Origin of the sequence: Streptomyces bobili (genome assembly GCF_002154575.1) — a bacterium.
GTDB classification, from domain to species: Bacteria; Actinomycetota; Actinomycetes; order Streptomycetales; family Streptomycetaceae; genus Streptomyces; species Streptomyces bobili.
Genome location: NZ_MUBA01000211.1, coordinates 17,538 through 38,858 on the forward strand (window position 1 = coordinate 17,538; position 21,321 = coordinate 38,858).

Genomic DNA, 21,321 nt, shown 5'->3' on the forward strand with positions numbered 1-21,321 from the left:
TCGCGTCCTGCCCGGCCGCCTCGGACGGCCGCGATCACGCCGAGACGAACGGCTCCGTCAGATGCGGCGTCGCCAGGTGCAGCGTGGTGGCGGTTGCGCGGCTGAGCATGCGCTCCCGTGACCGTCTGGCCGTCTCCGGGTCGTTCTCGTGCGCGTAGGCCAGCTCGGGGTGGAGGAGTTGGAGCGCGTGCACCAGGAGGTCACCGGTGACGAGAGCCGGCTCGCGCCCGTCGGCGACCAGCACACTCTGGTGTCCGGGCGTGTGACCGGGCGTGGCGACCGCGCGTCCGGCGCGCAGCGGAGTGTCCCCGTCCAGGAGCCGGAGCCGACCGGCCGCCGCGAGCGGCTCGGTGAGGGTCTCGCGAAGCTGCGGGTTGAGCGCGTCGAGGGCGTCGAACTCGGCCCGCTGGAGCAGGTATTCGGCGTTCGGGAAATAGGGGCGGCGACCGCTGGTCGCACCGGCTGGCGAAGGGGTACCGCCCGCCGCGCCGCCCTGTGAGGGGACGGCCGCCTCGGTGACGACGGCCCATCCGACGTGGTCGGTGTGCAGGTGTGTGAGCACTACTGTGTCGACCTCGGCGGGGTCGATGCCCGCGGCGGCGAGCGACTCGGGGAGCACACCGGGCACGGGCGCCCACGCGCCGGCCGGGCTGTCCGTCGGCCCGATCCCGGCGTCGACGACGGTGAGGCCCTTCTCGCCGCGGATCGCGTAGGCGCGGAACTGGAGCCGCCAGCGGCCCTCGGAGTCGACCGCGCCGGGGTCGTAGCGGTCGGCCTCGGCCCAGTGAGCGGCTGTGGCGTCGGGGAATGCCTCGGCGCGTGGGGAGAAGAAGGGGCCCTCGCCGTCGGCGAGGGCGATGATCTCGGTCGAGCCGATCCTGAGGCGGGGCACGCTGAGGGACATGGCTGCGATCCTGCCATGCCGGAACCCACGACCAACTGCTGAACCCACAACCAACTGCCCTCCGGCGACGAGAAGTTGGAAGGGGTTCGAACGGTCCTGACCTGGTGACGAGGGGCGGACCTCGGGCCTAAGGTGAGCCGGTGATCTTCAAGAGGAAGCGGAAGGCTTCGAGCCTCACCGCCACCGTGTCCGAGTTGGAAGAGGCGGTTGCCGCTCGCGATGGCGACCGCACCACGCGTGCCTTCACCGCCGTCGTCAACGGCGTGCGGTCGGCGTCGGACGCCGAACGCGTGGTGGCGGGCCCTCGGTTGGCGGCTCTCCTCCCCGCCTTCCCGCCCACCGGTCCCCGGCCGATGCTGGCGATGGCGGCGGGTTTCTGCGTCGAGCGTGGAGCCGATCCGGTGGCCTGCGCCGAGCCGGTCCTCGGCGGCGTCCACCAGGACCTGCTCGACGCCCTGGAGTTCGCCCGCCGCTGGACCGCCACCGGCACGGCCGAAGACAAGCTGCCGGAGCCGGACGAGAAGATCATCGACGACGCGCTGCCGGTCCGCCTCGACGCGGACGCGTATGAGGCCACGCGGCTGGCTCTGGCCTGGTGCTCGGTCGAGGAGTGGCAGCCGCCCGCACTGGCCGTGCTGTGCCGCAGCGCCGAGGTGCGCCGCAGCCACGCGGCCGCGATCCTTCCCACCTGCCGCGCCCTGGCGGCCCTGGAGCGGCACGACCTCAAGTGCCTGGCCTATGCACTGGCCGTTCTGGACGACGAGCCCCTGGTGGTGTTGCACAGGCCCACCGGGACCGGGTTCGAGGTGCGTATCGGCGGTATCGGGGACAACTTCCAGTTGCACACACTGCTCGCCCACGTCCTCGTGGGCGGCGGCCACGTGCCGGGCACCGGGCCTTCGGCAGAGAGCGTCCGCCTGGCCACGGACCCCGAGCCCGCACCGGGACGCACCCAGACCATCGCGTCCGGCGCCTTCGAACTCCTCGCACCGGACGGCGAGCGGATCTGGAACGAGGGGCTGCCCGACGACATTCCCGTGGTGGAGGGACGCCGCCTGCTCGTGCTCGACGAGCCGGCATACCGGCGCAGCTGGAACGCCGACCGGTTCTTCCCCCACCTCCCGGGCACGGCCGAGCTGGCTCGTGTCCTGACCGCGGAGGAGACGCGTGCCTGGTTCGCCCGCACGTCGCCCGGCAACGCCGCCGGCCGGCCTTCCTGATCGCACTCGCCCACGGCAAGGAGAAGCCATGTTCGACCACGTCAACGGGCTGAGCCCCGAGGAGGCCGCCCGCTGGGTCACCCTGGTCGAGCAGTCCCGCCCCCTCCTCGCAGAGGACGGGATGGAGGCTGTCCAGACCTTCCTGGCCGAGCGCGGTGTGGGCGTCATCGCGGCGATCGCCATCACCCGGGCCCTCCTGGGGACCGCGGAGACACCTCTTCGGGTCGCCATCGAGATCGTGGCCACCAGTACGGCTCGGCAGTAGGTCCGCAGAGCCGTCGTGGCCACCAGTACGGCTCGGCAGTAGGTCCGCAGAGCCGTGCCCTTGCCGCCCGCGGAATCCCGCACGCGCGTCCGCGTCCAGGGCGCGCGGCCGACGGCGGCCCGACCCGGACGGTCCGATTCGGTGTCACCAACCGCGCCTGGCATGGGTGGTACGGCGGGGGGAGGGCGGAATGTACGCGGCACGGAGCCGGGTGACCAGGTCCCGGCGCAAGGCACGGTCCTGTTCGGTCTCCGTCGGCATGTCGAGCTGGACGATGCCGACCCCGGCCGCGCGCAGCAGGCCGATACGGGCGGCCACGGTCGCGGGCGAGCCGACGTAGGCGCCGGCCAGGGACCGGTCGACGTAGGCGGACAGCCGGCGGGGGTCGCCCCGCGCGGCTGCCCGGCCCCGTTCCCTGTCCAGCTCCATCCGGGGTGCCTCCAGGGGCGAACGTCGGGCGGTGGGGAGCCGCCTGTCGTGGGGCGGCTCCCCAGCCGGGACGGCGGGCGGCAGGCGGGGTTCAGGCCGCGGCCGGGCCCAGCCGGGCGAGGGTGTCCAGCACCCTGGCGCGGCTGACGAAGGTCTCCGGCGGCAGTGACACGTACAGCTGGATGGTGGTCACTCCCGGACGGTGGTAGCGCAGGATCTTCTAGTCATGCCACCGCACGTCAGTTACGAACTCACTCCGATGGGCATCACCCTCCGCGAAGCCACCGCGCCCCTGTTGGAGTGGAGTACCACGCACCTGACGCACATCGACGCCGCCCGTGCCGTGTACGACGCCCGCCCCGACACCCCGCCCGCCTGACCGGGCAGGCAGGCGGGCGGCCGGCACCGTGCGCCCCGTACCGAGGTCCCCGCAACTCCCCGCGGTCCTGATCGCCGGACCGCTGCGCACCGGCCTGTGGCTACAGGCCGAGTCGCTCCGCGAGTTCTCGGGCGCTGACGCCGTACGTCTCGCGGATCCTCACGCCGTCGGGGCCGACGTCGAAGACGCCGCAGTCGGTGTAGACGCGGCTGACGCAGCCGACTCCGGTGAGCGGGTAGGTGCACCGCGGCACGAGCTTGGGTTCTCCGGAGCGGGTGAAGAGGGTCATCATCACGTAGACGTCCTTGGCGCCGATGGCGAGGTCCATGGCGCCGCCGACGGCGGGGATGGCGTCGGGCCCGCCGGTGTGCCAGTTGGCGAGATCACCGTCGAAGGCGACCTGGTAGGCCCCGAGGACGCAGACGTCGAGGTGGCCGCCGCGCATCATCGCGAAGGAGTCGGCGTGGTGGAAGTACGCCGCCCCCGGCAGCTCGGTCACCGGGACCTTGCCCGCGTTGGTCAGGTCGGGGTCGACGGCGTCGCCCTCGGCCCTCGGCCCCATGTTGAGCATGCCGTTCTCGGTGTGCAGGACCACCCCGGAGTCGGCCGGCAGGTGATCGGCGATCTTGGTGGGCCGGCCGATACCCAGGTTGACGAAGGAACCGGCCGGAATGTCGCGTGCGACGACGGCCGCCAGTTCGTCCATCGCCAGCCGGTGATCGACGTACGGCTGCGGCTGCGTGCTCGGCGTGGTGGTCATCGGGCCCCCTGCACGGTGTAGTGGCGGGCCCGCACCTGCACGACCCGGTCGACGTAGATGGACGGGGTGACGACGGCCTCGGGGTCGAGCTGTCCGGGCTCGACGACCTCGTCGACCTGGACGATGGTCGTCGTCGCGGCCGTGGCCATGACCGGTCCGAAGTTGCGGGCCGTCTTCCGGTAGACGAGGTTGCCCAACGCATCCGCGAGGTGCGCGCCGATCAGCGCGTAGTCGCCCCTGATCGGGTACTCCAGTAGGTACTTGCGGCCGTCGATCTCACGCTCCTCCTTGCCCTCTGCCAGTGGCGTGCCGACCGCGGTCGGGCAGTAGAACGCGCCGATGCCGGCACCGGCCGCGCGCATCCGCTCGGCGAGGTTGCCCTGCGGGACCACCTCCAGCTCGATCTTCCCCTCGCGGTAGAGGCCGTCGAAGACCCAGGAGTCGGCCTGGCGCGGAAAGGAGCAGAGCACCTTGCGCACCCGGCCGGCGGCCAGCAGCGCAGCCAGTCCGACGTCACCGTTGCCGGCGTTGTTGGACACGATCGTGAGGTCCTTCGCGCCCTGCCGGATGAGCGCGTCGATCAGGTCGAACGGCATGCCCGCCATGCCGAAGCCGCCCACGAGGACCGTGGAGCCGTCCTCGATGCCGGTGACCGCCGCGTCCGCGCTGTCGACGATCTCCGTCCTGCTCATCGGTCCGCCCCCGTGACAGCGCAGTTCTCCAGCACGACGGCCAGGCCCTGTCCGACCCCGATGCAGATCGCCGCGACGCCGTAGCGCTGCCTCGTCTCGCGCAGCACCTTGGCCAGCGTGGCGAGGACGCGTCCGCCGGAGGCGCCCAGCGGGTGCCCGATCGCGATGGCGCCGCCCTTCTGGTTGACGAGGGCGGGGTCGATCTTCCACGCGTCGAGGCAGGCGAGCGACTGCACGGCGAAGGCCTCGTTGAGCTCGACCGCGCCCACCTGGTCCCAGCCGATCCCGGCCCGCGCCAGCGCACGGTCGGCGGCCTCGACCGGCGCGTACCCGAAGGCCTGTGGTTCCAGCGCCATGACGCCGCGGCCCGCGATACGGGCGATCGGGTCCGCCCCGATCGTGGCCGCGGCCTTCTCGCTGCCCAGCAGCACCGCGGAAGCACCGTCGTTGAGCGGGCTGGCGTTGCCCGCGGTGATGGTGCCGCCCTGCTCGGCCGTACGGAAGACCGGCTTGAGCCCGGCCAGGACCGCCGGCGTGGATCCGGCTCGGATGCCCTCGTCGCGGGTCAGGCCGACGCCCTCGACCGGTACCACCAGGTCGTCGTAGAAGCCCGACTCCCATGCCGCGTGGGCGAGTCGGTGGGAGCGGGCGGCGAACTCGTCCTGTCGCTCACGGGAGATCCCGTAGCGTTCCCGGAGCTGTTCGTTGGCCTCACCGAGGCTGACGGTCCACTCCTCGGGCATCCGTGGGTTGACCAGCCGCCAGCCGAGCGTGGTCGAGACCGCGGTGACATCGCCGGCCGGGAACGGCTTCGCCGACTTGGGCAGCACCCACGGCGCACGCGTCATCGACTCCACGCCGCCGGTCAACACCACCTCGGCGTCGCCGGACTCGATCGTGCGGCTGGCCGCGATCGCCGCGTCGAGGCTCGAACCGCACAGCCGGTTGACCGTGGTGCCGGGCACGCTCACCGGAAGCCCGGCGAGCAGCGCCGCCATGCGGCCGACGTTGCGGTTCTCCTCGCCGGCCCCGTTGGCGTTGCCCCACACCACGTCGTCGATCGCGGCGGGGTCGAGGTCCGGCACCCGGGCGAGCGTCGAGGTGATCGCGGCGGCGGCGAGATCGTCGGGGCGGACTTGGGCCAGCGCGCCGTTGAAGCGGCCGAACGGCGTCCGTGTCGTGGCGTACAGGAAGGCACTCATGGCAGCGACGCTAATGCCGGGCCGCGATATTCTGAAGTACGCATATACGAGCTGATTGATACGGACGGCATATGGATCTGCGCCACCTGCGGTACTTCGTGGCAGTGGCCGAGGAGCGCCATTTCGGTCGCGCCGCCGAGCGGCTCCACATGGCCCAGCCGCCGCTCTCCACACAGATCCGCCAGCTCGAAGCGGAACTCGGCGTCGCGCTGCTGCACCGCACCACACGCCGCGTCGGCCTCACCGAGGCCGGCCGGGCCTACCTCGAGCGGGCGCGCGCGATCCTCGCCGATGTCGACGAGGCCGCCCATCACGCACGGCTCGTCGCCGCGGGCTCGGTGGGCCACCTCGCGATCGGGTGCGTGGGCTCGGCGACGTACAGCGTCCTGCCCGCGCTCTCGCGGCGGCTGACCGAGGAGCTTCCCGGCGTCGACTTCTCCTTCCGCGGCGAGATGCTCGCGCCCGACCAGGCCGAGGCGCTGCGCACCGGCGCGATCGACGTCGCGCTGCTGCGCCCGGTGGCGGCCGACGTCTCCCTCACCGTGCACGTCCTGCGCCGGGACCGGCTCGTCGTCGCCGTGCCCGTCGACCACCCTCTCGCCCGCCGGAAACGGTTGCGGGCAGCGGACCTGGCCGGTGCCGACCTGATCGTGCACTCCGCGGACCGCCGGTCGGTGATGTACGACGTGGTGCTGGGCCTCCTGCGCGACGCCGGCGTCGAGCCGCACATCCGCCACGAGGTCGGCGAGACCTCGACGCTGGTCACGCTCGTGGCCGGTGGCCTCGGCGTCGCCATCGTGCCGGAGCCCGTGACCGCGCTGGCGCTCGACGGCGTCGCCTACCTGCCGCTGGCCGGGGCCGACGCACGCGTGGAGCTGGCCGTCGCCCACCGGGCGGACCGCTCCGAGCCGCACCTGGCCCGCACCGTGGGGGTCATCCGGGCGATGTTCTGAGGCGTCCACCGAGGCCGGACATGGCGGCCCCGGCGATGATCAGCAGCATTCCGTGACGGCATCCGCGCCGTGCCCCGAACACCACGGTCCGGGGCACGGCGCCCTCGCTTCACCCCGTCAGGCCGTCAGGCGTTGAAGCGGTACGAACCCGCCCGTGCCCGGTAGACCCGGTAGGCCGCCCCGCCGGATGTGTCGTCGCGGACGTGGACGACGCCTCGGGGTGCGGTCACGGGTCCGCCCTGGGCCGGAACCCAGATCTCGGCCTCGGTGTTGTACGGGATCGTGACCGCGAGGTCGATCCTGCCGTCCGGGCGGCGGCGCCATTCCGAGGAGACCTTGCCGCGCACGGTGTCGATCGAGGCGCTGACGTGGTCGAGGGTCGCGGGCGCCAGGTCGGTGTCGTCGGTGTTCGCCGGGACCCTGCTGTTGACGGCGGCCGAGGGGATGTACGGGCGGATGCGCAGCGATTCGTAGGCGGGCGAGGTCGGCTTGATACCGGCCAGGCCCTGGTAGAACCAGGTGGCCACGTTGGAGCGGTAGTGGTGGTTGACCGAGAGCCGGTCGGTCCACTGCTCCCACAGCGACGTGGCGCCCTTGGCGATCTGGTCGACGTAGCCGGGCCGGCCGGTCCGGGTGACGGCCTCGAGCGCGATGTCCGTGTAGCCGTACTCGCTGAGGATGTCGAACTCGTAGCGCGAGCCGTACATGTCGTTCTGGATGTGCTGGTCCGCCGCCACGATGCGGTCGGCGAGCAGCTTCGCCAGGGCCTTCTTGTTCTCCTCGACCGTCTTCGTGCCGGCCAGGTGGCGCGGATCGTCGGGGCTCAGGTCCGAGCCGGGCACCAGGTCGAAGGCGATGGCCAAGGCGTTCTCATTGGAAAGGCTGCCCTGGGTGAAGTGGCCCTCGGACGCGTCCCAGTAGTGGGTGATGAACGCCTTGCGGAGCATGCGCGCCAACGTGGCGTAGTGGGCGGCGCGTTCGGTGCGGCCGAGCCCGCGTCCCACCTCGTCCATGTAGTCGCAGAAGTGGATGTAGAAGGCGAGGCTGATGACGGCGTTGCTGCCGGGGCTCTCGGCGCCGGAGTAGGCACCGAGGGAGGCCTCGAACCTGTAGTCGTTCTCGGCGGTGAACAGTGTCTCGTAGTACTTCAGCAGCGTGTCCTGGTGGTCGTACAGCTCCGCGAACAGGCTGCTGTTGCCGTAGTACGTGTACAGCTCCCGCGGCATGACGAAGTACGCCGAGTCCCAGGCGGGCACCGCCTTCCACGCGGCGTTCCAGCCGGGGGTGCGGTCGTAGCCGAATCCGCCCTTGCCGAGGGGGACGACCATGGGCAGCTGGCCGGTGGAGATCTGGTTGTCGGGAAAGTGACGCAGCCAGTTGGTGAAGAGGGCGTTGACGTCCCAGGTGAGGGACTCGGACTCGGAGCTGGCCATCGCGTCGCCGGTCCAGCCGTTCTTCTCCCGCGACGGGGTGTCGGTGGGTTTCTGCACCAGGTTGTTCTGCTCGGCCCACTCCAGGTTGCGCTGGAGGCGGTTGAGCAGTGCGTTGTCGGTGGTGAACGTGCCGGTGCGGGCGAAGCCGGTACGAGCGACGCCGACCGTCAGTACGTCCGCGTCCCGTTCCAGATCGGGCGACCGGCCGAGGACGGCGTCGAGGTTCATCACTTCCAGATAGCGGAAGCCGAAGTGGCTGAACTGCTGTTCCCAGGTCTGCCGCGACCGCCTGCCGAGGGTGTAGTAGTGCGTCTGGAGGTTGGCGTCGTGCTGGAAGTTCTCCTCCTCGACGGAGAGGGGCGAGCCGGACGTGCCGGTACCGGCGACGCGGTTGCCGCCGCGGATCCGCAGCGTGAGTCCCTCCTTGCCGGGGCGTACGCCGGTGAGGGCCAGGCGGACGAGGCCCGTCATGATCTGCCCGTAGTCCAGGACCCAGACGCCTGAGCCGGGGGCCGTCTCGGTGAGGGACACCGGGCGCAGCGTCCGGCCGACCAGTACCGGTTCCGCCTCGTGTGCTCGCAGGACGGCCGGCGCGAAGCCCTCGGGGACCGTCGTGGCGGGCAGCGCGCCGTGGTATTTCGGCGAGGGGCCGGCGCAGCTGCCCGGAGGGATCAGCACGGTGGCAGGCCGCCACTCGCGGCCGGTCCGGTAGCCGGCCGAGCGCCACTCCCCCAGCTCGTCCGCGCACCGGGCATCGTACTTCTCACCCGAGTACACGGAGTCGAACGTCGTGGGTCCGTCCGTGCCGAGCCAGTCCTTGTCCGTGACCAGGGTGGTGGCGGAGCCGTCGGTGTAGGTCACGACGAGTTTCGCCCGCATACGCGGCTGGCCCGCGTAGGGGGCGAGGTGCCAGTACCACTCCTGGGGCGTGGTCACGCCGTACCAGCCACGGCCGAGTTCGGCGGCGACGACGTTCTCCCGGCCGGCTTCGAGGAGAGCGGTGACGTCGAAGGTGTCGTAGAGCACGGTGCGGTCGTAGGTGCTCTGGTCGGTGAGCAGCCGGGGGACGTTGGTCCTGTCACGGTTCGCCGGCCGGCCGTCGATGGTGATCGGGTCGCCGTTGACGGTGAACGTGACGTTGCCTGCGGCGCTCAGATGCAGGCGCGCCTTGGCGATGTAGCGTCCCCGGGGCAGTGTGAAGGCGCGGCGCAGTAGCGGTGCCGGGTTGGCGATGGGCAGCACGGCGTTTCTGCCGGGGATGTAGGGGTTCTTGGGCGGGAAGGTCAGGCCGTCGAGGGTGGCGATGCCGGCCTCGAACGGGTTGGCGCCGGTGGTGAGGTCGACGGAGAGGTCGGGGGCGCCGGTGCCGGTGACCTTGACGCTGCGGATGGTGGCCGAGGTACCGCCGGCGAAGCCGAAGCTTCCGTGGCGGCGGATCTGGTCGCCGGTGAGCGTGCGGCTGTCGACCTGGACGCCGTTGACGGTCGTGGTCACGGTGAGCCCGTGGGCCTCGACCTTCACGGTGTGGTCGCGGGTGGCCCAGGTGTCCTTGGTCAGTCCGGTCGACTCCGGCAGGGTGACGGAACCGACGGGGATGCTGCGGGTGCCGGCAGTGGTGGGGTTGGTCTCGCTCTGCGGGTCGTAGTGGTCGACGCCCCAGTGGGGCTTCGTGGTGCCGTCGTCCACCCAGGTGTTGCCGGCGTAGTGGCTGGTCTTCATCACCAGTTGCATGTCGTCGCCGGACCGCCGGACGGTCCAGTTCAGTCCCTCGCCCCACGTCTTGCCGATGGGTTCTGCTCGCAGGAGCAGAGACAGGCCGCCGGCGGCGTCGGACCCGCCGCGGAAGACGACGGTCGCGGCCAGGTCCTGCCAGTCGTGGTCCTGTGCCTCGCGACCGCCGATCCACCGCGCGCCCGACCAGTCCTTCTCGCCTTTCAACAGGCCGGTCTCCCACACCGCGGGTTCGCTCCAGCGACCGGCCGCGCCCTTCTCGTCCCAGGCCCGCACCCGCCAGAAGTACGCCTGCTCCGAGCCCAGCGCGCCGCCCCCGTAGGCCACCTCGGTGCTGTTGGAGCCGGCCACCTTGCCACTGCGCCAGACGTCCGCCTTCCCGGGGCCGGTGCCGACCTGGATCTCGTACGCGGTCTGCCTGGCCACCGGGGGCACCCAGCTGAACGCAGGGGCGGTCTCCGTGCCGAGGGGCTCGTCCCGTGAGTTGACCTGCATGCGTGCGGGGCGGGAACCGTTCGGGCCGGATGCCGCCACGGCGTTCGGCGCGGTGGCGAGCGGGAGGGAGGCCCCGGCTGCCGCCGCCGTCATGATCCCGAGCAGGTGTCGGCGGCTCAACGCACTTCTGTTCGCCTCGGCCACGGCTCATTCCTTTCGTACGCGCACAACGAGATGCGCAGACAGGGGACTGCGATCAACGGCCCCGTGAGGTATTGCCGCGCTGGATTCCGGGGGCCCTCCCCCCTCCACGCCTGGTGCTCATGGCTGGGCATGGGCGGCAGCAGGCGAAACAGCGAGCTGAAACGTTTCAATACCTTCCAAGTGGAAAGCTTACGAACAACCGTGGCCAAAACACAATGGTCCGTATCGGGGACGACGCCCACCGGTACGGATCCGTACCGGTCAGCCACCTCGCCGGAACTGCGCGAGCGGATCGCCGGGCGAGGCGTCGAGCCTCCTCGCCGCCGAGCTCGTACGTCTCGCTCTCCTGCACCGGCGGTGAACACCGCGAGGGCGACGGAGGTGTGGCCGCCAACGCCGCCACGGCAGCCGGAAGGTACTCACCGACGTTCCGACCGAGCCGGGTCCGCACGCGAGTACGGCCGCCCACACCCGAGCGAACGAAGAGCGACCCTAAGGTAGGGATCAAGGCCCAGCTGCTGCGCTGGACCAGTCACACCAAGGAGAGTGACCGCACCGTGGGCCAGCCGAAAGCGCGTGAGCCGAAAGCGCGTGGGCCGTACGCCAAGACCGCGGCCCGCAGAGCGGAGATCGTACGGGCCGCCCGCGACAGTTTCGCCCAGAACGGCTTTGCCAAGGCCTCCCTGCGCGACATCGCGGAGCGGGCCGGCATCACCCACGCCGGCCTCCTGCATCACTTCGCCAGCAAGGAGGAACTCCTCGCCCAGGTGCTCGCCGCACGCGACGCCGAGGACTGGCAGCAGGGCCTGGAACAGGTCGACGGCCCGGACCGGCTCGCGCCCTACCTCGCCGAACTCATCCGCCACCACCAGAAGGCGCCCGAGCTGATGCGCCTGTGGATCGAGCTGGCCGCAGCGGCCTCACGGCCGGATCATCCCGCCCACACCTACTTCGTGGAGCGCTACGAACGGGGGCGCACCCAGTTCGCCGAGGGATTGCAGGGCACGGCAGCCCGCAGCAGGCTGCGCGAGGGCATCAGCCCCGACAGCGCCGCCGCACTCTTCCACGCCGTGCTCAACGGGCTCCAGATGCAGTGGGTCCTCGACTCCGACCTCGACATCGTCGGACCTGTCACCGACTTCGTCCGCCTGCTCTTCGACGAGGACCTTGGCGACGGGTGAGCGCCTCGGCACCACCCGCATTCTGCGGATCTCTCCCGGACACGTGGCCCAGCACACCCCCTCGGGGCCTTCCCCCGTCGGCGTGCGACACTCCTGCCATGTTCGGCGTCAACGACCTCCCCACCTACCTGGCGGGCCTAGCCCTGATCATCCTGCTGCCGGGCCCCAACTCGCTGTACGTTCTCTCCGTGGCCGCCCGGCGCGGAGTACGGTCCGGCTACACGGCCGCAGCCGGCGTGTGGTGCGGGGACGCCGTGCTGATGACCCTCTCCGCCGCCGGTGTCGCCTCGCTGCTTCAGGGCAACTCCCTCCTCTTCGGCATCGTGAAATACGCAGGCGCCGGCTACCTGACGTGGCTGGCCGTCGGCATGCTCCGGGCCGCGTGGGGGATGTGGCGCAGCCGACGGGAGCGGACCACGCCGAGCGCCCTGTCCGCCACCGTCGCCGAAGAACGGCCTTTCCTGCGGGCTTTGGTCATCAGCCTCGTCAACCCCAAGGCGATCTTGTTCTTCGTCGCCTTCTTCGTGCAGTTCGTCGACCCCGGTTATGCGCATCCGGCCCTGTCGTTCGTCTTTCTCGGCATGTTCGCGCAGTTGGCGAGCGTGCTGTACCTCAGCGCGCTGATCTTCGGCGGGACACGCCTGGCGGCAGCGTTCCGGCGGCGCAAGCGGCTGGCCGCGGGGGCCACGTCGGCCGCGGGTGCGCTCTTTCTCGGGTTCGCCGTCAAACTGTCACTGGCCAACGCCTGATCCGCGGCGCGCCGACGCCGCTCTGCCGGCACGTGCCGGGGTCGTACGCGGTTCGGTGCGTCCGGAAGTCTCGACCCCATCACCGAGATCGCCGCCGAAACCGGAACCGGGCAGGCCGGTGCATTCAGGTGCCTTCGGCATGCGCCGGACGGTCCGTGCCAGGAGCGAAGGAAGCATCCGTGCGACCGGCGTGGACCATGAGCATGCCGCCGAACGCCTCACCCCCGGCCAGGACCACACCCCGGCCGACGCCCTCGGTGAACTCCTGTCCGTGACTACGGGTGCAGCTTCTCGCCCTTCGCCAGCATCGCTACGTACTTCTCGATCCGGCGCGCCCGGGTCTCGGGCTTCTTGGCGTCCTGGATCCGGTACAGGATCGCGTAGCGGTTCTGCCGGTCCAGTGTCTCGAAGGACTTCGCCGCGGCCGGGTCGGCGGTCAGCGCCGCCGCGAGGTCGTCCGGCACCGTCGCGGTCTTCGCACCGGCGTAGGCCGCCTCCCAGCGGCCGTCCGCCTTCGCGCGGTCGACCTCGGCCTGCCCCGGCGGACGCATCCGGCCCTGCTCGATCAGGGCGGCCACCTCGTCTCGGTTGATCTTGGACCACTTGCTGCGCGGCGTGCGCGGGGTGAACCGCTGGAGCCACCACTCGTCGTCGAACTTGGCCTTCTGACCGTCGATCCAGCCGTAGCAGAGTGCCACGTCGAGCGCCTGGGGGTAGTCAAGCGCGACGATTCCGGGGCCCTTCTTGCGCAGCTTGAGCCAGATGCCGGGCGAGACGGCGTGGTTCTCGCCGAGCCATGCCTGGAATGCCTCGGCGGATTCGAATGCGAAGATCTCCAAGTCCTGAGTCACCCCAGCAGCGAACCACACACGGCCACTTGTCGTGACGCATTCGGGCAGGGCCCAAGATGCGGGACGCCCGTGAGCCTGCGTGATCACCTCTGTTCCCGACACAGAACGATCACGGGGAGCCACGGACTTGGTCAACGGTACGTTGCTGCTGCTCGACACAACGGGGGCGCGTGGCGTCGGTTGAACGGCTGGCCGACGAAGGGCGCCCAGTTCGCCTGGTCACGGCCGACGAGTGGCCCAACGCCTGCCCGGCCTGCGGAGTAGTCGCCACCCGCCGAGCCCCCGGACACCTCCTCACCTCGTCGTCAGCTGCTGCACCCGGTGATCATCGATGCTGCTGAAGAACCTGAACGTCAGAACACGATCCGAAGCCGGATCGGCCGCGTGAAGGACAACGATGCGCCGCGGAGCGGTGCCCACATGTCCGAAGGTGTCACGGCTCCACCCGGCCCCCAAGATGCCCTGCGGCAAGTCGCGCTGGAAGCCGAGTCCCCAGCTGCGCGGACCGAGGTCGTAGAGCTGTATCGAACGTCTGATTTCGAGCAAGCTCCGGGCAGTTGACGGTGCGAGTAGAGTGCCCTGGCCTTTCAGGGACTTCAAGAGATCCGCATACACCAGGCCCATGTCCGCAGCCGTCGACACGCCGGCCTGACCGGGATTTACAGGGCTCAGGCCTCGCGCCTCGTCCTCGACGGGGACGAAGCACATGCTCCCGTCACGGCGATGAAGTGGGCCGTATGGCCTGCCCGGACGCGGCATGAGGGACAGGTCGCGCAGGGAAAGCGGGGAAGCGACCTTCTCGGCTATCACGCGTTCGAGAGGCATCGAGTACACGCGCTCGAGAATCCCGCCGAGCAACGCCGACGTGGTCTGTGCGTTGTAGTGGGCGCTTCCCGGCCGAGGCACGGCACGATTCACGACGCGACGAGCACGTTCGTCCAGTGAGGCGGCGTTCTTGTGCAGGGTGGGCGGAAGCAGGACGGTGTGTCCGAGGAGGTCCGCGATGGTCACCGCAGCCATGGCCGGCGTGCAGTCGTCGAAGTAGTGTGACAGCGCGGTGTGCAGGCCGACGAGGCCCTCCTCCGACGCGATGCCTGTGGTGACGGCCAGCACGGGCTTGTTCGCGCAGTAGAGCCGTCCGGCGATATCGGGCGTGACGTCAGTCCCCGGGGCTGCCTCTCCTACCACGATGTGACAGCCCTCGCCGTCCTCCAGAGAGAACCCCTGAGCACCGAGGATGATCTTGCGGTCCACTAATTCCTGCAGCAGCACATGAATACGCGTCACGGACTCGGGGGTCCGGCCATCTTTCCGCACAGATAGTCCTTGCCTTCACCGGCTCTTCTTGAGATACATCAGCACCCGCTCTTCGAATTCACCCAGAGCTTTTTCTGCAGCGGAAGCAGAAAATAGTCGAGCATCCACTTCGAGGGACAGGCGAAATACGCCTGCCGGGCCCTTTCCCGAGTCGATCTTCAACGCACGCCCGTTCTGATGCACCCGGAAGTGCGGATGTTCAAAAGTGCTGAGCTTCAAAAGGGATTCGAGATCGTCCCTTCGCGTGGCGGGCTGCGCCGACGGATTGATCGTGGCGCTGTATCCGTCATTGAGGGAAACCCCGATCATCGCCCTGTCCGGCCATCCTGTTTCTCGGCACACGGCATCGAAATCCGTGGGATCGCACGCGGCGAAGAGCTGTCCGCGCATCATCATTCTCGCCGCGTCCCTGATGCACTCGTCAACCGTCCGCCCACGCGTTTTCAGGCTGATCGGTATGGATCGTGAATACATCCCCAACGCGGATCGTTCCGCTTGGGAGCGGCGGGTCGAGACAATCATGTTGAAATGAGGTGGAATTCCCGCGAAGCCCTCGAAAGTCAAGGCTGCGAGATGGCAGAGAACATGCGCGACGCTCACCTGATGACGCTCTGCGATAATCGGAAGTGCCGCGCCGAGGAACGGCGAGTCCAGGGAGACCTTGGAAAAGTTGAGTGCGCTTCCGCTCCTCGCCGCGGCCACATGGGACAACCATGCGTCGGGGGCGGGTGCCTTCAGTTCGAATCTCCAATATTCCATAGCCTTTTTGTTGCGCCGCCGTCTGGCTTCCGACGACTCAAGGGCCACCTGATCGGCGGGCTGGTGTATCGGGCCGGCCGGGGTCCCTTCTCCGGAGATGACACTTCGAAAGTAGCGCTTCAGGTGTACAGCACCCGCCAAATCAGTGACGATGTGGTCGAGGAACACGTGGAGCCGGACTGGTTCCCCTTCACTTCCGAGCCCGATGGCCAAGCATGCAGGCGGATGTCCATGAAGATCAAAATTGTGCGTGCGCATTGACTCGTCAATGCTTTCCGGGAGTACCGGGGAATCCTTTTCCGCAGTGTAGAAATAGACGGGTATGTGCGCCTGGCGCTCAACCACCTGCACTGGTACGGATCTACCGGTGAGCTCGTATCGGGTCCGCAGAGTGTCGAACCTTCCGACTATGTCTGCCAGCACCTCCAGAGCACCCGTGAGAGACATGCCGGACGGAAAATCGAGAGAAAATATCATGTTCCCTCTTCGCCTGTCCGGACTTTCTGGAGGAAACTCGTTCCACCACCACCGCTGCCCCCAGGTGAAGGGCAGGGTGTCCGGTTCGCCCCGCACCGTCAGTGTCGTCATTTCCTTCATGTCCGGCATACCCTCCTGAGCATCGCGTCCCCTGGTCCGGCAGAGGCCCCTTCCGCGTCGAGCCGAACTCCCGCAGTCCTTGGCACGATCATTCAGCTCAGCGAGTGGTACCTCACCTTGCCGGACGGTGTTCTCGGGAGATGCGCGACGGTTCGCAGCTTCAGGCAGCCCGGTGGAATTCCCAGACCAGCCAGGCCCCAGGCACGCAGCCGCTTCAGAGACTCGGGTCCTCCCTCGACATGGAGGTGGACCTGATCGGGTTCCGTGAGCACGGCAGCCGCGGCCGTCCCGCCGAGAGCGGACACCGCGGCGGCCTCGACAGCGTCCAGATTGACCTTTTCACCCAGTACCTTGACCTGGCGATCGACGCGGCCCTCCAGATACAACACGCCGTCTTGCAGTCGGCCTACGTCACCCGTTCCCAGTTCCCCACCGCAGAGGTCGGACAGGGCGAGGTCGTCACGCGTGACGGCATAGCCGAGCATGACGTTGGGTCCCTTGTAGTACACCTCGCCCCGCCGGCCGGGGCCGACCTCGAGTCCGTCCGGTCCGCGGATCTCGATCCGCCCACCCGCTATCGGAACTCCGACACTTCCTTCGTGCTCGGCCGCCAACTCCGGGTCCAGGCAGGTCATCCGCGCGGTCGCCTCGGTCTGGCCATACATGTAGAAGACGGATCCCTGCGGACCGACCGCTTCACGGAGCCGTCGCAACGAGTCGGCCTGCAAGGAACCACCGGCCACCAGCAGCGATCTCAGCACGGACAGCCGTGCCTTCGATTCCGGATCCTGCAGCATGAAACGCACCGTGGACGGAACCATCCCCGTGGACGTCACGCCCCAGCGCTCGACATCCGTCCAGAAGCGGTCCATGGTCGGCGATGCCGTGGTCAGGCCCACGGCGGCGCCCGCCACGAGATGAGAATGGAACATGGACAGACCGAAGCTGTAGTCCAGGCGCAGTGACGTCGCGACAAGGTCCGATCCACGGATGTCTGTCGCAGCGACGATACCTGCGGCATTACTCACGAGGTTGTCGTAGGAGAGCCGTACCAGTTTGCCCTCGGATGTGGAGCCGGAGGTGCGGGCGACCAGGGCCAGATCCTCAGCGAGCGCGGCCGGATCGGCGTCGATGGCCCACCGGGCCACCCCGCCGTGAGGAACCTCCCGCACCTGGCGCTGATAGTGCGGCGAAGCTTCGGCCGCTCTGACACATGAGGGCCCCATGAGCACATCCGGGCGAAGTCGCTCGATCAGCCTGGGCGCGTCACCCTGACCCGCGGCTTCCATCAGCATCACCGCATGGCCGGCACGCAGCGCAGCCACATAGGCCAGAGCCCCCGACAAGGAACGGGGGTTGTCCACCATCACGAGCTGCTTCGTGCCATCGCCCAGGAATCGGGCGATGCCATCGGCCATCTCCCGTGCCTGCCCGCGGGTGAGAACCCGCGTGCCATCGACAAGAGCCGCCGCGTCGTACTCGCCGGCTGCCAGCAGGTCGAAGGCAACGGACGTCATCGTCCCGCCTCGACGTCCGCGGCAAGGGCGGCGAGGGAGTCGACCCGGAAGACATCCACGGGCTCGATCTCCACATCCCAGATGTCGGCGATGGCCTCACTCAACTCAAGGCAGAGCAACGAATCGCCCCCCAGGTCCTTGATGTCGTCGGTCATGCTCAGTACCGCGGTATCGGGCAGGGTGAGGTGGATCCTCTCCGCCAACTGCGACTCCACCGGCCCTTCGGGGGTCCGCATCCGGTGGAACTTCCTGGCGGCCACCACCTCGTCGCTGACGGCGTCGTCCTCCAGGCCTTCTCCCGAATGAAGGACCGTGAAGACGAATCGGTGCGGCGGTGCCTCAAGCAGCTCGCTCAACACGGCGCGCACTTCCGGCACGGACATGAAGGAGCGGGGCGCCACCGCGACGACACAAGCACTGTCTGCCGTACGGCGGTAAATCCCTTGGAAGTGCGGGTTCTCAGGAATCGCTTGCACGGTCACTGCTCTTCTCCCTTGCGAGGTACATCTGCCGCGAAGTACATCTGCGCCATTTCCGAGATCACGGTGCGGTTGACCTTGCCCGACGGTGACCGGGGAACAGCCTCTACTTCGATGATTCTGCGAGGAACGGCGGCGGGCGGCAGTACCCGTCGCAGCGCGGGAATCAACTCGTTCGGCTCGGCGTCGGAACCGTGGGAGTCGCGCACCACGAAGCAGACGACACGCTGTCCCGTCACGTGATTGGACACTGCCGCCGCAGCCGCGTCCTGGATTCCGGGGACGTCGAGCAGCGCCTCCTCGATGTCCGTAGCCAGGACAGTGGTCCCGCCGACCGTGATCCGCAGCTGAGGCCTCGGCTCGAGATAGAGATAGCCGTCCGTGTCGAGCCGGCCCTGGTCGCCGATACTGACGTGCCCGTCACTGGTCCACGTGACGACGTCTCGTTGTCCGACGTGCAGCGGTCGCGCCGATGTTCCGCTCTTGAAGTAGACGTCACCCAGTACGCCGGGCGCCGCCGGGCGGCCGAAGGAGTCCATGACGCTCACCGAGGTGTAGAAGCCCCTGCCGACTGTGCCTGGACGCTCCTCCCATTCATCTCCTCGAGCCACCGTGGTCCCGATTCCCTCGGAGGCTCCGAACACTTCGTACACGTTCTCGGCACCGAGCGTGGAGTGCCAGAACCGTTTGACCGGCGTCGAGCACGCCGCACTCATGTGGACGACGGTCCTGAGGTCCGACGTACCCTTACCGTCCTGCAGTTGGCGTTGCATGATCCGCAGATGAAGTGGAGTGGTGACGATCCATTGGACGCTGTCCCGGCGGATGTGGTGCAACACCTGGGCCGGGTCGGGCTTCTCGAACACGTGGACCTGCGTGTGATAGTTCAGCGCGTCCAACAGCATGCTCAGGTGGGCGGCGTGACGAATCGAACCGGCAAGAGAAGCGCGTTTCCCGTCCTTCAGCCCCAGTGCACTCGCCAGGCTCAACCGACGATTCCGGCCCAGGGTGCGGCGCATGCTGGTGTTCACCGCGTAACGGATCCGGCCGCTGGTGCCTCCGGTTCTGAGCAGGAGGGCATGGCTCGGCAGTACCTCGCGCCGGGCGGGCTCGTCTCGTGGCTGCCGTTCTTGTCCGAGCGCACCGGCCGTCAACCCCAGGCGGGCCAGTTGAGCGATCGCCGCGGAGGTGTCATCGTCCGGTACGGCCACCGGATTTGGCAGTCCGAGGGCTGCCAGGAGTTCCAGCAGGAAACGCTCGAAGGACGCTTTCCCGTTTGGCAGGAGGCAGATGGAATCGTCGGAGGCCACCTCCTGGCGCAGCTCCTCTCGGATCTGCGCCAAGCGCGCTCGGAGATCATCCCGTTCGACGAAGTGCGTGCTGCCGTCGCGTGCGTGGAGAACGAGAGACGCGGCGGGCATCCACTCGCCGGCCGACCGGCCTGTGTTCCGTGCAGTGGTCAACGTCGTCACCGCGCTTCCGGCTCGAGCATGGATCGGTCACGGTAGAGAACCAGGATTCCGACAGCCACGGCCGCGACGGCACCGGCACAGATGGCGAAGATGTGCTGCCATGAGGTGTGCGTCATCATCAGTCCTGCGATGGCCGCCCCGATCACCCGACCCGTGCGCGTCACCATCCGGTAGGCGGCGGTCGTACGACCCAACAGATGGCCCGCGGTGGCGAGTTGCCGAGCCGTGATGGAGACGGTGTTCCACAGCAGCCCGGCGGAACCGCCCAGGACGAGACAGGCGAGGATCGCGTACCAACTCGATGTCAGAGCGGGAACGACGAACCAGACGACCCAGACGGCCAGGCTCATGGACAACACGGTGCGCAAGGGAAACGTCCGCGTCACGTGCTGCACCAGTTGGTTGCCGACGAGCGCTCCCGCTGTGCCGGCCAGGAGCAGCACCGAGTAGCCGAGACTTGAGGCGCCCAGTCCGTTGTCGGCCAGTGCGAAGGCCGTGAAGGACGTCTGCCAGACGTACCAGATGGCCGAGACCGTGAAACTCAGAGCAGCCAGCGTCAAAAGCGTGCGCTGACGGTAGATGTGGCGGAATCCGTCCAACCCCACTGTCACCATGGTCTGTACGCGCATGGGTTCATCACGCAGGGCGGGTGTTTCCGGTAGCCCCAGCGTGACGATCAGAGTGATCAGGGCGAACATCGCCAGAGCGATCGTGGCACCCGACTGGCTCCAGGTCAGCAGCGCCCCGCCCACCAACGGTCCGACGAAACCGCCGTACAGCTGGGATACCTTGGCGATCTCCGTGTTGGCGGAGACGAGCTGGTCCGGCTTCGACACCAGCTGCGGCACGAGCGACTGGCGGGCGATCTCCGAAGCCACGGCACAGCTGCCCAACCCGAAGGCCACGACCGCCACGAGCCCCGGCGCGGGACTGCCGAACAGGTACAGGGCGGCGAGCAGTGCGGCGAGCCCCGTGCGTACGACGGCCGCGATCCTCAGCAGACGCGTGCGCGACATGTGGTCGGCGAGGTATCCGATCGGGAGCGACGCCAGTGCCCAGGGTGCCGTAACCGCCACGAAGACCGCCGCCACACCGTACTTCCCGGTGGACTGCTCCGCGAGAACGGGAAGGACCAGGGCGAACGCACCGTCTTCCAGGCTCGATGCCGTGCTGGTCCTGCGCAGCACCTTGACGGGGCTCGGCGTCTTCTTCTCGACAGAGGAACGCATCACCGGCCCCCCTGCACATCCGCGTGATGTCCCGGCATTTCCTGCATCAGTGCGGCCATCGGATGCTGGTAGACCTCACGGTCGGGGCGGGTGCGCGCCGCCCACGACAACGGATCGGCGAGGCGGGCGTCGTACGGGGACCGGTGCCATGGCGAACGGCGCGGCAGGCGATCACTGGTCTCCAGGCGAGTCCGCAGGCGAAGTGCTGCGCTTCGCCATTGGGCGGGCGTCACCTCGCCCGCCGCCAGGATCGTGTCGAGCGCCCGCTGGACGCTCGCCAGGCTCGTCGGCTCGGACCGCGCGGAGGAGGTGAACGTCAGCGCCAGGACACCGTCGCCGGGCGTACTCGGGAGCAGCGCCAGGTGAACTCGGAACAGTGTGCCGTTGAGCCGGCCCGCACGCATCAGGGGACTTGAGAAGCCCCCCGCGAAGCACTCGCACAGGCACAGCCACGACAGCACATCGTCGCAGGAGGCGACTCGCACGGACGTGGTGGCAGAGAAGTGCGAGGGCCGCCGGACGAGGTCCATGGTCGTGCCCCAGCGGTTCAGGCGTGTCACGGG

19 protein-coding genes and 1 pseudogene are annotated in these 21,321 nt (G+C 68.9%); 6 read left to right on the forward strand and 14 right to left on the reverse strand.

Annotation, left to right across the window (positions count from 1 at the left end; genetic code table 11):
- Window positions 1-34 precede the first annotated feature (34 nt).
- Entirely contained in the window at window positions 35-904 is an 870-nt protein-coding gene (locus BZL64_RS18020; RefSeq protein WP_086770214.1) for an MBL fold metallo-hydrolase, read from the reverse strand.
- 140 nt (window positions 905-1,044) lie between these two features.
- Here BZL64_RS18020 and BZL64_RS18025 point away from each other — a divergent pair, with 140 nt between their 5' ends.
- Both BZL64_RS18025 and BZL64_RS18030 read left to right on the forward strand, forming a co-directional pair.
- Window positions 1,045-2,124 (forward strand): hypothetical protein, encoded by a 1,080-nt coding sequence (locus tag BZL64_RS18025; protein ID WP_086770215.1) that lies wholly within the window; start codon window positions 1,045-1,047, stop codon window positions 2,122-2,124.
- Between the two features lie 28 nt (window positions 2,125-2,152).
- On the forward strand, window positions 2,153-2,389 hold the full coding sequence (locus BZL64_RS18030) for a hypothetical protein (RefSeq protein WP_086770216.1): 237 nt from the start codon (window positions 2,153-2,155) through the stop codon (window positions 2,387-2,389).
- Between the two features lie 144 nt (window positions 2,390-2,533).
- On the opposite strand, the gene BZL64_RS18035 is transcribed toward BZL64_RS18030, so the two are convergent.
- Window positions 2,534-2,818 (reverse strand): hypothetical protein, encoded by a 285-nt coding sequence (locus tag BZL64_RS18035; protein ID WP_086770217.1) that lies wholly within the window; start codon window positions 2,816-2,818, stop codon window positions 2,534-2,536.
- A 181-nt stretch (window positions 2,819-2,999) separates the two neighbouring features.
- Between BZL64_RS18035 and BZL64_RS18040 the strand changes: the two are divergent.
- Window positions 3,000-3,197 (forward strand): annotated as a pseudogene (locus tag BZL64_RS18040) (winged helix-turn-helix transcriptional regulator); the annotation flags it as partial.
- 100 nt (window positions 3,198-3,297) lie between these two features.
- On the opposite strand, the gene BZL64_RS18045 reads toward BZL64_RS18040, so the two are convergent.
- The 3 genes from BZL64_RS18045 to BZL64_RS18055 are packed head-to-tail and all read right to left on the reverse strand — an operon-like array spanning window position 3,298 to window position 5,851.
- Entirely contained in the window at window positions 3,298-3,957 is a 660-nt protein-coding gene (locus BZL64_RS18045) for a 3-oxoacid CoA-transferase subunit B (protein WP_086770218.1), read from the reverse strand.
- The gene (locus BZL64_RS18050; RefSeq protein WP_086770219.1) at window positions 3,954-4,649 is read right to left on the reverse strand and encodes a 3-oxoacid CoA-transferase subunit A; all 696 of its coding nucleotides are present in this window, start codon (window positions 4,647-4,649) and stop codon (window positions 3,954-3,956) included. The genes BZL64_RS18045 and BZL64_RS18050 overlap by 4 nt, the downstream gene beginning before the upstream one ends.
- On the reverse strand, window positions 4,646-5,851 hold the full coding sequence (locus BZL64_RS18055) for a thiolase family protein (protein WP_086770220.1): 1,206 nt from the start codon (window positions 5,849-5,851) through the stop codon (window positions 4,646-4,648). Before BZL64_RS18055 ends, BZL64_RS18050 begins: the two co-directional genes overlap by 4 nt.
- Before the next feature lie 71 nt (window positions 5,852-5,922).
- Between BZL64_RS18055 and BZL64_RS18060 the strand changes: the two genes are divergently transcribed.
- Window positions 5,923-6,804: a LysR substrate-binding domain-containing protein gene (locus tag BZL64_RS18060; RefSeq protein ID WP_086770221.1), complete on the forward strand. Its 882-nt coding sequence runs from the start codon at window positions 5,923-5,925 to the stop codon at window positions 6,802-6,804.
- 125 nt (window positions 6,805-6,929) lie between these two features.
- On the opposite strand, the gene BZL64_RS18065 is transcribed toward BZL64_RS18060, so the two are convergent.
- Window positions 6,930-10,607 (reverse strand): family 78 glycoside hydrolase catalytic domain, encoded by a 3,678-nt coding sequence (locus BZL64_RS18065; protein ID WP_244205383.1) that lies wholly within the window; start codon window positions 10,605-10,607, stop codon window positions 6,930-6,932.
- A gap of 557 nt (window positions 10,608-11,164) precedes the next feature.
- On the opposite strand from BZL64_RS18065, the gene BZL64_RS18070 reads away from it, so the two are divergent.
- Complete coding sequence (locus BZL64_RS18070; RefSeq protein WP_086770222.1) at window positions 11,165-11,788, forward strand: TetR/AcrR family transcriptional regulator; 624 nt, start codon at window positions 11,165-11,167, stop codon at window positions 11,786-11,788.
- A 98-nt stretch (window positions 11,789-11,886) separates the two neighbouring features.
- Window positions 11,887-12,537: a leucine efflux protein LeuE gene (gene leuE / locus BZL64_RS18075; protein ID WP_086770223.1), complete on the forward strand. Its 651-nt coding sequence runs from the start codon at window positions 11,887-11,889 to the stop codon at window positions 12,535-12,537.
- 275 nt (window positions 12,538-12,812) lie between these two features.
- On the opposite strand, the gene BZL64_RS18080 is transcribed toward leuE, so the two are convergent.
- From BZL64_RS18080 to BZL64_RS18115, 8 genes are all read right to left on the reverse strand, one after another.
- Window positions 12,813-13,406, reverse strand: coding sequence for a YdeI/OmpD-associated family protein (locus BZL64_RS18080; RefSeq protein ID WP_086770224.1), 594 nt, complete (start codon window positions 13,404-13,406; stop codon window positions 12,813-12,815).
- A gap of 276 nt (window positions 13,407-13,682) precedes the next feature.
- A complete protein-coding gene (locus BZL64_RS18085) occupies window positions 13,683-14,675 on the reverse strand; it encodes a serine hydrolase domain-containing protein (RefSeq protein ID WP_158101539.1) in 993 nt (330 codons plus the stop codon).
- 45 nt (window positions 14,676-14,720) lie between these two features.
- Complete coding sequence (locus BZL64_RS18090; protein ID WP_086770226.1) at window positions 14,721-16,070, reverse strand: condensation domain-containing protein; 1,350 nt, start codon at window positions 16,068-16,070, stop codon at window positions 14,721-14,723.
- A gap of 83 nt (window positions 16,071-16,153) precedes the next feature.
- A complete protein-coding gene (locus tag BZL64_RS18095; RefSeq protein WP_086770227.1) occupies window positions 16,154-17,578 on the reverse strand; it encodes an AMP-binding protein in 1,425 nt (474 codons plus the stop codon).
- Complete coding sequence (locus BZL64_RS18100) at window positions 17,575-18,060, reverse strand: acyl carrier protein (RefSeq protein ID WP_086770228.1); 486 nt, start codon at window positions 18,058-18,060, stop codon at window positions 17,575-17,577. Before BZL64_RS18100 ends, BZL64_RS18095 begins: the two co-directional genes overlap by 4 nt.
- Window positions 18,057-19,529, reverse strand: coding sequence for an AMP-binding enzyme (locus BZL64_RS18105; protein ID WP_086770229.1), 1,473 nt, complete (start codon window positions 19,527-19,529; stop codon window positions 18,057-18,059). The genes BZL64_RS18100 and BZL64_RS18105 overlap by 4 nt, the downstream gene beginning before the upstream one ends.
- Window positions 19,526-20,758 carry an MFS transporter gene (locus tag BZL64_RS18110; RefSeq protein WP_086770230.1) on the reverse strand — a complete coding sequence of 411 codons (1,233 nt, stop codon included), beginning with the start codon at window positions 20,756-20,758 and terminating at the stop codon, window positions 19,526-19,528. The genes BZL64_RS18105 and BZL64_RS18110 overlap by 4 nt, the downstream gene beginning before the upstream one ends.
- The gene (locus BZL64_RS18115; RefSeq protein WP_143663193.1) at window positions 20,758-21,318 is read right to left on the reverse strand and encodes a hypothetical protein; all 561 of its coding nucleotides are present in this window, start codon (window positions 21,316-21,318) and stop codon (window positions 20,758-20,760) included. The genes BZL64_RS18110 and BZL64_RS18115 overlap by 1 nt, the downstream gene beginning before the upstream one ends.
- Window positions 21,319-21,321 lie beyond the last annotated feature (3 nt).